The 13,741-nt window shown below is 36.6% G+C and carries 10 protein-coding genes; 7 read left to right on the forward strand and 3 right to left on the reverse strand.

The features are described 5' to 3' along the window. Positions 1-198: 198 nt before the first annotated feature. Both ntdP and BGI23_RS02660 read left to right on the forward strand, forming a co-directional pair. Entirely contained in the window at positions 199-729 is a 531-nt protein-coding gene (ntdP, locus tag BGI23_RS02655) for a nucleoside tri-diphosphate phosphatase (RefSeq protein WP_000506628.1), read from the forward strand. Between the two features lie 54 nt (positions 730-783). Then, a complete protein-coding gene (locus tag BGI23_RS02660) occupies positions 784-2,544 on the forward strand; it encodes an ABC transporter ATP-binding protein (RefSeq protein ID WP_044790792.1) in 1,761 nt (586 codons plus the stop codon). Between the two features lie 13 nt (positions 2,545-2,557). Here BGI23_RS02660 and BGI23_RS02665 read toward each other — a convergent pair whose 3' ends face one another. The 3 genes from BGI23_RS02665 to hemL form a co-directional block, all read right to left on the reverse strand. Then, positions 2,558-3,646, reverse strand: coding sequence for an aromatic acid exporter family protein (locus tag BGI23_RS02665; protein ID WP_000765784.1), 1,089 nt, complete (start codon positions 3,644-3,646; stop codon positions 2,558-2,560). A gap of 260 nt (positions 3,647-3,906) precedes the next feature. Then, complete coding sequence (locus BGI23_RS02670; protein WP_070805161.1) at positions 3,907-8,343, reverse strand: glutamate synthase-related protein; 4,437 nt, start codon at positions 8,341-8,343, stop codon at positions 3,907-3,909. A gap of 198 nt (positions 8,344-8,541) precedes the next feature. After that, entirely contained in the window at positions 8,542-9,846 is a 1,305-nt protein-coding gene (gene hemL / locus BGI23_RS02675; RefSeq protein ID WP_000260536.1) for a glutamate-1-semialdehyde-2,1-aminomutase, read from the reverse strand. 121 nt (positions 9,847-9,967) lie between these two features. On the opposite strand from hemL, the gene BGI23_RS02680 reads away from it, so the two are divergent. The 5 genes from BGI23_RS02680 (at position 9,968) to bcp (ending at position 13,532) form a co-directional block, all read left to right on the forward strand. Next, positions 9,968-10,981: an ABC transporter ATP-binding protein gene (locus BGI23_RS02680; RefSeq protein ID WP_000843643.1), complete on the forward strand. Its 1,014-nt coding sequence runs from the start codon at positions 9,968-9,970 to the stop codon at positions 10,979-10,981. Next, entirely contained in the window at positions 10,974-11,765 is a 792-nt protein-coding gene (locus tag BGI23_RS02685; RefSeq protein ID WP_000521525.1) for an ABC transporter permease, read from the forward strand. Before BGI23_RS02680 ends, BGI23_RS02685 begins: the two co-directional genes overlap by 8 nt. A 4-nt stretch (positions 11,766-11,769) precedes the next feature. Next, positions 11,770-12,555, forward strand: coding sequence for an ABC transporter permease (locus tag BGI23_RS02690; protein ID WP_000639353.1), 786 nt, complete (start codon positions 11,770-11,772; stop codon positions 12,553-12,555). 72 nt (positions 12,556-12,627) lie between these two features. Beyond that, entirely contained in the window at positions 12,628-13,032 is a 405-nt protein-coding gene (locus BGI23_RS02695) for a potassium channel family protein (protein ID WP_000964350.1), read from the forward strand. A gap of 44 nt (positions 13,033-13,076) precedes the next feature. Next, entirely contained in the window at positions 13,077-13,532 is a 456-nt protein-coding gene (gene bcp / locus BGI23_RS02700; RefSeq protein WP_000633720.1) for a thioredoxin-dependent thiol peroxidase, read from the forward strand. Positions 13,533-13,741 lie beyond the last annotated feature (209 nt).

The following is a 13,741-nucleotide window of genomic DNA, read 5'->3' on the forward strand; positions in this document are numbered from 1 at the left end:
GGTGAGGGCTGATTAAAGTTTCACTTTATTCTCCTTTCCTCGTTTGGCCCCGTTCCCTAAGAAAGACTATGGATATGGTATTCAGTGTGAAATATAGAGTCTTATCGCTTTAGTTTTAAAATTTCGACAAAAAAGTTATAATAGAAAAAAAGTGAATGCAGTTCAAAGGGCATTTGCAGTTGAAGGAAGGGAGCATATATGGGATTTCCCAAAGAAGGAGAAAAAGTACAAATACATAGTTATAAACATAATGGCTCCATTCATAGAATGTGGGAAGAGACAACGATTTTAAAAGGGACACAAAGTCTTGTGATCGGAGCAAATGATCGTACAGTAGTGACAGAATCAGATGGCCGAACATGGATTACTCGTGAACCAGCAATTTGTTATTTTCATGCAAACTACTGGTTTAATGTGATTGGAATGTTAAGGGAAGAGGGCGTATATTATTATTGTAATTTAAGCTCACCTTTTGCATATGATTCTGAAGCGTTAAAGTATATTGATTATGATTTAGATATTAAAGTGTATCCAGATATGACATATACACTTTTAGATGAAGATGAATATGAAAAACATAGTCAAATTATGCAATATCCACCTGTAATTGATACGATTTTAAAACGAAATGTAGCACAATTAACACAATGGATTCATCAAAGAAAAGGGCCATTCGCACCAGACTTTGTAGATATGTGGTATGAGAGATATTTAATGTACAGAAATTAAAACAAACCTGCAGGGGATTTCCCCGCAGGTTTGTCCTATTAGAGGGGGGATTATGTGCAAGGTATAAAAAGATATTTGCAATTTGTTAAACCATATCGATGGCTTATTGCTATTACGATTATGATTGGTCTAGTTAAATTCGGCATCCCGCTCATTATGCCGTGGTTATTAAAGTATATTATTGATGATGTCATTCAGGGCGGAGGGTCACTTCAAGATAAGACGTCCCAACTAGTAACAGCGATTGGGATTGCTTTTTTTATTTTTGCAGTGTTAAGACCACCGATTGAATATTATCGTCAATATTTTGCGCAGCGTATCGCAAATACAATACTATATGATTTGCGAAAACATATTTTTGGTCATTTACAAAAGTTGAGTTTACGTTATTATTCGAATACAAAAACAGGGGAGATTATTTCGCGTGTCATTCATGATGTAGAACAAACGAAGGATTTTGTAATTACTGGTTTGATGAATGTTTGGTTAGACACGGCAACAATTGCTATCGCTATTATTGTTATGTTTTCTATGAATATAAAATTGACATTTGTTGCGCTATTAATTTTACCTATTTATGTAGTGGCAGTGAAATATTTTTTCGGGCGTCTTCGAAAATTGACGAAAGAGCGTTCACAAGCGTTAGCAACGATGCAAGGGTATTTACATGAACGTATTCAAGGGATGCAAGTGACACGTAGCTTTGCATTAGAAGAGTATGAAGGGAAGCAATTTGAAAAAAGAAATAATGAATTTTTGACGAAAGCGTTAACACATACGAGTTGGACGGCGAGAACATTTTCGGCAGTAAATACGTTAACAGATTTAGGGCCGTTACTCGTGATCGGTTTTGCGGCGTATGAAGTGATTCAGGGGCAGTTAACCTTAGGAACTATGGTTGCCTTTGTTGGATATATGGATAGTTTGTATAGTCCACTTCGCCGCCTTGTTAATTCCTCTACGACATTAACACAGTCTTTCGCATCGATGGATCGGGTGTTTGAACTGTTAGACGAAAAATACGATATTGTGAATGTACAAGGTGCGGTACAAACGAAAAAATTAAATGGTGAAGTGATATTTGATAATGTATCTTTTCGTTACAACTCGGATGAAAAAGAGGTATTACATAACCTTTCGTTAACTATATTGCCAGGAGAGAAGGTAGCACTTGTAGGAGCGAGTGGGGGAGGGAAGTCATCTCTTGCTAGTTTAATCCCGCGTTTCTATGATGTTTCTTCAGGCGCAGTTTATGTAGATGGGATAGATGTTAGAAAGTATGATATGAGAAATTTACGTAGTCATATTGGAATTGTACTGCAAGATAATTTGTTATTTAGCGATACAATCGGGGCAAATATTTTATATGGGAATCCGAAAGCTACAGAGGAAGAAGTAATTGCAGCTGCCAAAGCTGCGCAAATTCATGATTTTATTATTGAGTTACCTGATGGTTATGATACTGTCGTCGGGGAACGCGGTGTGAAGTTATCTGGTGGGCAAAGGCAACGTGTAGCGATTGCACGCGTGTTTTTAAAGAATCCATCGTTACTTATATTAGATGAAGCGACTTCCGCTTTGGATTTAGAAAATGAACGATATATTCAAGAGGCGCTTCAAACGTTAGCTGCTGATCGAACGACGATCATAATTGCACATCGATTGGCGACGATTACGCATGTGGATACGATTATTTACATTGAAGATGGTGAAATTAAAGAAACAGGATCTCATGAAGAATTAATGAAAAAAAGAGGATATTACCACAATTTATATCAACTTCAACATATAACAGAAACAGCTCCTTTAGCGTAAAAGGAGCTGTTTTTTATTCGTCTTCTTTTTTATCATCGATTTTGAGTTCTGCTTCTGGTTTATGGTATGTGTAGAAGCTATCCACAAGTAAATCTAAATGCTCTACTTCTTCACTATAGTTAATAATAGCAGAAATAAGAGGGAAGAGATGTAGCCATGTTTTATATGCCTCTTCATCATCCTTGTTTTGATATTCCATAAAGATATCAATTAATTCCTGTTTACCTGTTTCAACTTCATCAAGCATTTCAACAGATTGTTGTTTTTTTGCTTTACCAATAAATTTTAATAAAACTTGTTCATGATAATGTGTTAATGAATCAAGTTCGTTCTGAATAGATTCCTGGAATTCTTCTGGCATATAGCGCAGTTCGTTTTCAGTACGATGTAATGATTTTAACGTACTTAAAGCACGACTTGTCGTCGCTAACATTTGTCTGAATAAAACAAGCTTACGAATTTTTGCGAACTTTACTTTTTTCGTATAGCTTCTTTCTTCTTTATACAGCAAATAGTAATGGTTTAGTTTGATCATTTTTTCTTTCATACGATCAATATCAGTTTTTAATGTTGTAAAATCAGAAGCTTGCCTGCTATTCATTCGAATCCATTTTACAATTTCTTCTGTATTATCAACGATGCGATGATATAACTTTGTTTCGTATTTTGGCGGCATAAACACTAAATTTACAAGTGAAGCCGCAATAATTCCAACCATAATCGTCGCAAATCGAAGTAAGGCAAAACTAAAGAAATCTTCACCTTGATACTCCATAATAGCGATAACTGTTACTAAAGCAATTGATATTGTGTTTTCTAATCGTAATTGCAATGTAAGAGCAATTACTAATATACATGTTAATCCAATAATAAAAGGATTATGTCCAAAAGCAGTAGCGAATGCGATAGCGAATACCGCACCAATGACGTTTGCTTGAATTTGTTCAAGTGCAGTTAAATACGAACGGTATACAGATGGTTGAACAGCGAAGATAGCTGAAATTCCCGCAAATACTGGACTCGGTAAGTTAAGTAAAATACAAGCAAATAAAGCTAATGTGATGGCAATACCCGTTTTTAAAATGCGAGCACCAAGTTTCATACCCTTAATAAGATCCTTTCTCTTGTCATAATGAATGTACAACATGATACTATACATTCATTACAATATGTTAGCAAGTGATATTTTAGTGACGTTAATAAGAAATTAAGATTCATTTTATACTTTTTCCTAATTCTTTTTAAACATCAATTTTTAGTAAAAAAACCTGCTGAATTTCAGCAGGTTTCAAATTGTTACTATAGATTACTATGAGAAGTGTACTTCGTCAATTTTTTTCTTGAAGATGAAAATTAGGCATATCACTCTGTTGAGATAGATGGATCAGCCTGCTCTTTTTTCGGGATGATTTCAAAAAACTGTTGCTGCATATCATCGAATAACGGTGTCAATAAAGCAACTTCCTCGTATTGCTCATGTTCATTTAATACACGGATATAATCTAGTAATAACTCGGTCACATCTTGCACACCATTTTTACTAAGTGGTTGTAATGTGACATTTGCTCCTTTTGCGATTCTTCTTTTTAAGGCCTGTTCTGTTAAACCTAAGCTTGAATCATGGCGTAAATAAACAACACCGCCAGTCATACCAGCGCAAATCCATGGACCAGGATCTCCTAAAACAAGCGCGCGCCCATTTGTCATATATTCAAAAGCGAAACCTTTAATATTAGAGTATGCTCCTATATTCCCTTGTTCTTTTTCGCGGAGTGGCTTTATCATGCGTCCGCCAATTATCATGTCTGCTCCAGAGAGGCGAATGCCAGCGCGAGCATCAGCGTTACCTTGAACGTATAGCGCCCCTTTTTGTGCACCGTATCCAAAACCTTTTCCGACAGAACCGTTATAATATAGACCGTCTTTTCCTTTTGCTTTCGTTATATAAATACCACCACCAAAGGAAGTTTTACCAATACCATCTTGTGCGCCGCCGTTTACGTGTATAAATAAGTTCTCACTATTGTAAGCACCTAATCCATTTCCAGGAATCGAGCCATTCGTATACTTTAATGTAAGTGGTTCAAGCTTCGTGTCTTCATATAATTTACTACGAACGCGATAACAAGATTCTAGACCACCCATAACGCGTTGCTCTACGCCAACGCCTACTAATTCTTTTGAATGAGGAGAATGAATTGTTTCAAATTGTTTTTCTAGTACGTGTTCTGTTTTTGTACTAGATGGATGTTCTATCGTTTGTAGTAAATTACATAAGTTTAATAAATTTTTGCCTCGAACTTGTTCTAATAAATCGGAACGTCCGACAATTTCTTGTAAATTTGTATAGCCGAGATTTCCTGTTAATCGTTTTAGTTCTTCGCCAAAAGTAGTGAATAAATGCAATAATCCAGCCACGGCGCTTTCTAATTCACGCGGGACGAAGCGGCGTAATCCGTGTTCTTTCGCTTGAGCTTCAGATTCAATCTGTGTTGCGATTCCAACGTGGCAAGTATCTAGATGACATCCGCGGCAAGTTGTACAGCCAATTGCAATCATGGATAATGTACCAAATCCAATGCGGTTTGCTCCAAGGAGCATAATTTTCAAGGCATCATTCACACTTCGAATACCACCATCAGCCCAAATTTCTACTTTATGTCTCATATTTGCTTCTAATAAAGCATTGTGAGCGGCTTTCACACCAATTTCTACAGGAAGCCCTACATGTTGCAATGCGTGAATACGTGCGGCACCTGTACCACCATCAAATCCGCTAATGTTAATAAAATCAGCACCAGCTTTTGCGATACCGACAGCAATTGTTCCAATGTTAGGGACGACAGGAACTTTTACAGCTACTTTTGCAAGCTGATTAGCCGTTTTAATTTCTGTAATCATTTGAGCTAAATCTTCAATGGAATAAATATCATGGTTGTTAGAAGGTGAAATTAAATCAGAGCCAATTGTAGCATTACGCGCTTCGGCGATTTTGGCTGTTACTTTTGAACCTGGCAAATGTCCACCTTCACCAGGCTTGGCACCTTGCCCAATTTTTATTTCAATTAAGTTTGATGAATTGAGTAGTTCGGCGTTTACGCCAAATCGTCCGGACGCGATTTGTTGTCCACGTGTATGTGGATATTTTCCAATCATATCTTTAATTTCGCCGCCTTCACCGTTCAAACTAATCATATTTAGCTGATCGGCTGCTTCTGCATATGCACGAAAGGCAATTTCATTTTGAGAACCGAATGACATAGAACTAATAATAAATGGTAAATCATGATTTTGAATACTGATGGACACTTCTTCAGCCGGAACGACATGTTTTGTTTCTTTCGTTTGAATAAGATGTCTAATCGCGATTGGATTGTTTTCTTCTAATTCACTTAATTTTTCACGGTAATCATCATAAGAGTTTCCTTTTGCGACATCACCGATTGCTTTCCAAATTCGCGGGAATATATGAAAAGATTTTCGCATTCTAACTTTAGGATTGTTATAATCATCTGCTCGCATTTGTGCATCTTCAGCAAGTGACTCAAGCGAGAAAGCTAAATTATTTGAACCGAAGAAATTTGTAATTTGCAATATATTTGCGATTTCTTCATGTAACCCGATAGAAGAATAGAGGCGACCGTAACCACGCAATTCATGAATTCCAATTGTTGAAATGACTTTTTCCAGTCCTTTATTAAGTGCATGATATAAATTCGTAATTGGTGTTTTTGTCCCATCATTTACGGTTGCAAATAGTAAATATGGATTGATACTATCTGCTCCTAATCCATACAGTGTGACGATATCGTGTAAGGAGCGAAGGGCACCAGAACGTATAACGAGAGAGCAGTTTCGGCGTAATTTATTTTCGCTTAATATTTGATGTACTTTAGCGGTAACTAAATGCGGATCAATCCATAATCGTCCATTTAGGTGAGCATCAGCATCGTCTATTAATAATAGGGAAGCTCCATCGTTCACAGCTGTTATCGCTTCAGAACTAATTCGATTTAAGGCGCATTGTAAAGTTTCTGCCTGACTGAATGTAGCAGAGATTGTAGCGATAGAGCTATGAGTATTGAATAGCTGTATAAGTTGTTCGTACGTAATTGTGTGTAATTCTTCTGCAATAGATTGTGCTACGCTTCCTTCTAAAATGATTGGGGAAAGCATCTCAACTACAAATGGCTGTTTAGCACCAGCCAATAAACTTGGACGTTCGCCAAGTATCGTTCGTGTGGAGAAGTGTTCAACTTCTCGGTCACGATCGATTGCTGGATTTGTAACAACAGCTACACTCTCCTTAATGAAGTCAGCGATATTTCGTCTATCAGTATCGAGTGCAGCGAGTGGTGAGTCATGCCCAAGTGAGCGAATTGGCTCAACGCCTTTTGTTGCCATCTGTTCAAGAAGTTGAATATGTTCACGATCCCATCCGAAAGCAACGTATTGCTTCGTTTCAACTTGCATAGAATCACATAATCCTTGGATTTCTTTCGTTTCAGGGGTAGATAAGTTTAAATGATAATCTTTAGTATCCACTCGTTTTTTAAAACGGTCATATACTTGAGCTTGGTATTTGTCATATTCATAAAGAACAAGCTCATCTTGTTCATTCCACTTTAGTCCGACTTTTTCTCCAGGAGCGAGTGGTTTCGGTTCTGCTACATATTCAGTTGGAGATACAACTCCAGGTTCAGAAGAGAAAATATAAGAACTCTCTGTCTCTACTTTCCAAACTGGTCGTAGTCCGAGGGAATCGACGCTGAAAACAGCTTCATCTTTATAGCGTGAAATAATGCCAGCTGGACCTTGTGCAAAATGGCCCCATGCTTCACGTATATACGTATATAAATCTTGTAAATGTGGTTCATAAAGTTTAATTTCATTAATGATTGGTGGGAATAGTATATCCATTGCTTCAAATAAACTGTAGTCGTATTGAACAAGTAGAGTTTCTAAGGTGCGGTTTAAATCTTGGGAGTCGCTACCCCCAGCAGTAAGTGGAACATGAATCATGTCAGCTTGATCGCGTAACTTGGCAATTGTGTTAATTTCACCATTATGTCCGAGAATGCTAAATGGTTGTACACGAAAAAAATTAGATAATGTATTTGTAGAATAGCGATTATGTCCAAGTGTCATAGTTGAAGCGATCAGCGGGTGTTGTAAATCATTGTAATAGGCCACAAGCGTATCACCAGCACCGAGAACTTTATATACAACATGATCACGACTTAAGGAAGCAACATGAATCGCTTCGTTTTCCTCTATTTTTATCGTTACTGAAAATAATGTTTGCTCAATATTTTTAACTTCATTTTCAGCGATAAGGGCAACTTGCCAAAATAAAGGTTCTTCTTGTTTACCAAGTGGACCGAGTGCATCGGAGTTTATTGCATCGTCACTTTCAAAAAGAATTGCAAAGTTTTCGTTGCTTAGTTGGGTACGAATATGATTTTTTAAATTAACTACATTTGCGTTTTTGTTTAGAAAAAAATGTCCAACGATAAAGTGGGGATGATCCACGATCGTTGGATTATATCCGCTACTTTTTAGTTTTTCACTCCAAAGTGCTTTTGGTACATCAATGTGAATACCGATTCCATCGCCTTCACCATTAATGAAACCAGCTCTATGATTCATTTTAACGAGAGATTGTATGCAAAGATCAATGTTTTCTTTTGTAGGAATTTTTCGTTTCTCCATAACGGAAACGATTCCACACGCATCATGTTCTGCATTTTTATAACCTCGAAATAAAGACGGTGTCCATGTATTTGTTTTATTGAGCATCCGTCAATCCCCCCTCTTATTGAAGTTTGAATAATCTTACTATTTAAGGTGTGAGCAGCCTTGCATACAAAGATAGTAAGGATATAAAAGAAAATTAAACAGATAATTATGAATAATTATACTATTAATGAGGAATTTATGAAATAGAAAAAAGGAAAAAAGAAAGGTGTGCTTTCTTTTTTCCTTTTCATGATGCGATTATTTATTGTCTGCTAAAGCAGCAAATGCTCTGCCTACAGCTTCGATTGTATATTCAATATCTTCTTTTGTATGTTCTGTTGTTAAGAACCATGCTTCGTATTTAGAAGGTGCTAAGTTAACGCCTTCTTGAAGCATTAGCTTGAAGAATTTGCCGAACATTTCCCCATCTGTATCTTGTGCTGCATCGTAATCTTCAATTGTATTTGTTGTGAAGTATACAGTTAAAGCACCTTTTAGGCGGTTTAATGTAATATCGATATTATGTTTTTCAGCCTGCTCTAAAATTCCTTTTTCAAGCATTGCACCAAGTTCATCTAATTTTTCATAAAGCCCTTCTTGTTGAAGAACTTCTAGACAAGCAATACCAGATGCCATAGAAGCAGGATTTCCTGCCATTGTACCAGCTTGATATGCAGGTCCAAGAGGGGCAACTTGTTCCATAATTTCTTTCTTACCACCGTAAGCACCGATTGGAAGTCCGCCGCCAATAACTTTACCAAGCGCTGTTAAGTCTGGTGTTACGCCAAGTAAGTCTTGAGCACCACCGTACATGAAGCGGAAAGCAGTAATAACTTCATCGTAAATTACTAGTGCACCAGCTTCGTGAACAAGTTCATTCACTTTCTCAAGGAAGCCAGGTTTTGGCTCTACAATACCGAAGTTTCCAACGATTGGTTCTACAAGAATAGCTGCTACTTCATGTCCCCATTTATCTAATGCTTCTTTTAAAGTTTCTACATTATTAAATGGAACGGTAATAACTTCTTGAGCGATACTTTGTGGTACACCCGCTGAGTCAGGAGTTCCTAGTGTAGAAGGGCCAGATCCAGCTGCTACAAGTACTAAATCAGAATGACCGTGGTAACAACCAGCGAATTTCATAATTTTTGTGCGGCCTGTGTAAGCGCGAGCGACACGAATTGTTGTCATTACAGCTTCAGTACCAGAGTTTACGAAGCGGACTTTATCTAATGCAGGCATTGCTTCTTTTAACATTTTTGCAAATTTTACTTCTAGCGCTGTTGGAGTTCCGTAAAGTACACCATTTTCAGCAGCTGTTGTAATTGCTTTTGTAATGTGCGGGTGAGCATGTCCAGTAATAATAGGACCGTATGCTGCTAAATAATCGATATATTTATTTCCGTCTACATCCCAGAAATAAGCACCTTTTCCACGTTCCATAGCAACAGGAGCGCCGCCACCAACTGCTTTAAAAGAACGAGAAGGACTATTAACACCGCCAACGATATGTTCTAAAGCTTCTTTATGTAATGCTTCTGATTTTGTGAATTTCACTACCATTCATCTCCTTACAAAAATCTATGTATTATTCTAACATGTTTTTCGAAAAGACGTATTGTTTGTGATAGAGAAGGCAGTTGGGTAAACTATTCGTTGTGACATTTAGGAAGGGGGTCCGGTTATGAAATCGGTAATTGAGGTACAAGGGTTACGTAAAGAATTTACAGCCTATTCAAGTCGTCCAGGTTTAAAGGGTGCATTTCGCGATTTATTAAATCGTAATTATAAAATAGTACCAGCAGTAAATGATGTATCTTTTACTGTGAAACAAGGTGAAATGGTTGGATATATCGGTGAGAATGGTGCTGGTAAATCAACGACAATTAAAATGCTTACGGGGATTTTGACTCCGACATCAGGAGACATTTTAGTAAACGGGATGAACCCGCATAAGCAGAGGGAAGAATTTGTAAGAACGATTGGTGTTGTTTTCGGACAACGCTCACAGCTTTGGTGGGATATTGCGGTACAAGAATCGTTTCGTTTATTAAAAAAAGTGTACGGTGTATCAGACGCTCAGTATAAAGAACATATGGAGCACGTGATCGAAACGTTAGATATTGGTCCTTTATTAGATAAGCCAGTTCGAAAGCTATCTTTAGGTCAAAGAATGCGTTGTGAATTAGCGGCAGCATTAATTCATAATCCGCCGTTATTATTTTTAGATGAACCAACAATTGGGTTAGATGTACTTGTGAAATTGAAAATACGTGAATTTTTAAAAGAAATGAATGAACGTTATAAAACAACGATTTTATTAACAACTCATGATATTACTGATATTGAAGCTTTATGTGAGCGCGTTATCATGCTGGATGAAGGCAATATTATGTATGACGGTTCTTTACATAATCTTCGTACGCAGTGGGGAGCAGAGAAAGAAATACATTTTCAGTTTGTCGCACCAGTTTCTTATCAGGATTTATCAATGGTTATGCCAGATAGTCATGTCGTTTGGTCGAAAGCGAAAGAGGAAAACGCGTGGATTGCCAAAATACCGAATGAAGAAGTTATTATTTCAATGCTTATTTCTAAAGTGGTACAAGCCTTTCAAATTAAAGATTTAAAAATTAACGAAGTGTCTACAGAGGAAATTATTCGTAACATTTATGAGGAAGGTATTAAACATGGGTAAGTACATTGAAATGATTCGAATTCGCTTTTTAATGATGCTTGCGTATCGTACAAACTACTATAGCGGGATTTTAATTTATACAATTAATATCGGCGCATATTATTTTTTGTGGCAAGCAATTTATAGCGGAAAAGAGAATATTGAAAGTTTATCTATTTCGCAAATGACTACGTATATCGCAATTGCGTGGATGGCACGTGCTTTTTATTTTAATAATATAGACAGGGAAATTGCGATGGAGATTCAAGAGGGACGTGTAGCGGTAGAACTGATACGTCCATATAACTATTTAGGGATGAAAGTGATGCAAGGTCTTGGTGAAGGAATATTTCGCTTTGCCTTCTTTTCAATTCCGGGTATGGTCATCGTTACCTTATTATTTTCATTGCAAATTACAACGAACTTTCAAACGTGGTTATATTTCTTCTTATCTTTAATATTTAGTTTTATTATTAATACACAAATTAATTTAATGACGGGAATGCTCACATTCTTCTTATTTAATAATAGCGGAATTATGTATGCAAAACGTGTTGTTATTGATTTGTTTTCAGGTCTATTATTACCAATTAGTTTTTATCCGTTATGGGCCCAAAAGACAATGATGTTTTTACCGTTTCAGGCTATTAGTTATATTCCGAGTATGATTTTCTCAGAAGGTATACAAGGAAGTAAATTGTATGAGGCATTATTATTCCAAGTAATTTGGGCCATTGTACTTATTATTCCGATTGTACTTATGTGGAGAACGGCGAGAAAACGTCTAATTGTACAAGGGGGATGATGAGATGATATATATAAAACTATTTTTGCAATATGCAAGTCAATATATAAAAACAAAATTGGAGTATCGGGGCGATTTTATCGTTGGGTTACTTTCTGATTTATCACTACAGGCTGTTAATTTAATCTTTATTCTTGTTGTGTTTGGACATACGCAAGCATTAAAAGGTTGGAGTAGAGAAGAAGTCATCTTTATTTATGGTTTCTTTTTAGTGCCGTTTGCCATTTTCTCAGCTTTCTTTAACATATGGGACTTTAATGATCGTTACATTATTAAAGGAGAAATGGATCGCATATTAACGAGACCGATTCATAGTTTATTTCAAATTATTTTAGAAAGAATGGAGCTTGAATCTTTAATTGGAGCGATTACGGGAATGATTGTAATGGGCTACGCAGCAGTGGAGTTGCAATTATCTTTTTACTGGTACGATATCTTCTTATTCTTATTGATGGTAGGAGGGGGCGCACTTGTATACGGAGGGATATTTGTTACGCTTGCAAGTCTTGGTTTTTGGTCGGACGCGAAAAGTTCGATTATGCCGCTAATGTATAACATAGGGAATTATGGCCGCTATCCTGTTAATATTTATAACCGTGTGATTCGCTTCATTTTAACGTTTGTCCTACCATTTGCGTTTGTTGGAGTGTATCCAGCAGCATACTTCTTAAGAAAGACAGAGTGGAATAGCTATGCATTTGCAACACCATTTGTTGGTGTTATCTGTTTTACGATTGCAATTACTCTTTGGAATCAAGGGGTAAAAAGGTACCGTGGTGCAGGGAATTAATTATAAAAGCTTGTTTGTTTCTAAGGGATAAATCTAATGGCTGTCTCATACATATAAAATGAGGTGGAGGACATGTTATGGGGATTTATTCTATTAATTGCAGCAATTGCTATTTTGAGGAGTGTCCAATTGTTATGGAGTTCCTATTCGGATTCAACGCGTTTTTTTTCGCTGTATAATTTAGCTACATTATTTTTGATTTATACAACAGTATTGATTGCATTTGGATTAAGTTACGTTGTATTAGAGGAAATGGGTTTTGCAGTTTTGAAAGAGGATGGAGAAAGCTTAAACGCTCACTCTTTTCAACTGGTTGAAATTTGTTTATATTTTAGCGCAGTTACTTTATTGTCTGTTGGATATGGTGACATATCTCCGATTGGAATTGGGCGATGGATTGCGATTGGAGAAGCGCTAATTGGATATACATTACCGTTTGCTTTTGTAATGAGGTCTGTAATAGACAATGAAAAATAAGGAAGCATTTGTTATAGTAAAAGAAAAGAGTAGGAGTGATAACAATGATCACAGTAGGAGAAATGGCTCCAGAATTTACATTAGAGGGAAGTAACGGGGAACAAGTTCGCTTAGCTGATTTTCGTGGTAAAAATGTAGTTCTATATTTTTATCCGAAAGATATGACTCCAGGGTGTACAACTGAAGCATGTGATTTTCGAGATGCATATGGATTATTTCAAGAGAAGGACACAGTTATTCTTGGTGTAAGCCCTGATTCAGCGAACAGACATCTGAAGTTCATTGAGAAGCATGAACTTCCATTTGTACTTTTAGTAGATGAAGATCATAAGGTGGCGGAATTGTACGATGTTTGGAAGTTGAAAAAGAACTTTGGGAAAGAGTACATGGGAATTGAGCGCTCTACATTCCTTATTAATAAAGACGGTGAGCTTGTAAAAGAGTGGCGTAAAGTGAAAGTGAAGGGACATATTGAAGATGTTCTTTCTTATATAAAGTAAATCCATTGTGGAGATAAAATATATAGAAGTAAGGCGAGTGTCTATACATATTTTATTGTCTTACATAAAGTGAAGTGTAGGGCATACCTCCTCAGATGATAGTATTCCAAGTGCGATTATGTCGCACTTTTTTTCTATTGTAAATGCATAAAAAATAGGGAAAGATACATAAGAATAAGGCTATATACAAAAATAAACCACATACTTAT

Source organism: Bacillus sp. ABP14 (assembly GCF_001831375.1).
Lineage (GTDB): Bacteria > Bacillota > Bacilli > Bacillales > Bacillaceae_G > Bacillus_A > Bacillus_A paranthracis.

Bases quoted from the DNA above. Each gene is read 5' to 3' on its own strand.
- BGI23_RS02680 (WP_000843643.1), top strand. From the start codon at position 9,968: ATGAAATCGGTAATTGAGGTACAAGGGTTACGTAAAGAATTTACAGCC.
- bcp (WP_000633720.1), top strand. From the start codon at position 13,077: ATGATCACAGTAGGAGAAATGGCTCCAGAATTTACATTAGAGGGAAGT.
- BGI23_RS02670 (WP_070805161.1), bottom strand. From the start codon at position 8,343: ATGCTCAATAAAACAAATACATGGACACCGTCTTTATTTCGAGGTTAT.
- hemL (WP_000260536.1), bottom strand. From the start codon at position 9,846: ATGGTAGTGAAATTCACAAAATCAGAAGCATTACATAAAGAAGCTTTA.
- BGI23_RS02695 (WP_000964350.1), top strand. From the start codon at position 12,628: ATGTTATGGGGATTTATTCTATTAATTGCAGCAATTGCTATTTTGAGG.
- BGI23_RS02665 (WP_000765784.1), bottom strand. From the start codon at position 3,646: ATGAAACTTGGTGCTCGCATTTTAAAAACGGGTATTGCCATCACATTA.
- ntdP (WP_000506628.1), top strand. From the start codon at position 199: ATGGGATTTCCCAAAGAAGGAGAAAAAGTACAAATACATAGTTATAAA.
- BGI23_RS02685 (WP_000521525.1), top strand. From the start codon at position 10,974: ATGGGTAAGTACATTGAAATGATTCGAATTCGCTTTTTAATGATGCTT.
- BGI23_RS02690 (WP_000639353.1), top strand. From the start codon at position 11,770: ATGATATATATAAAACTATTTTTGCAATATGCAAGTCAATATATAAAA.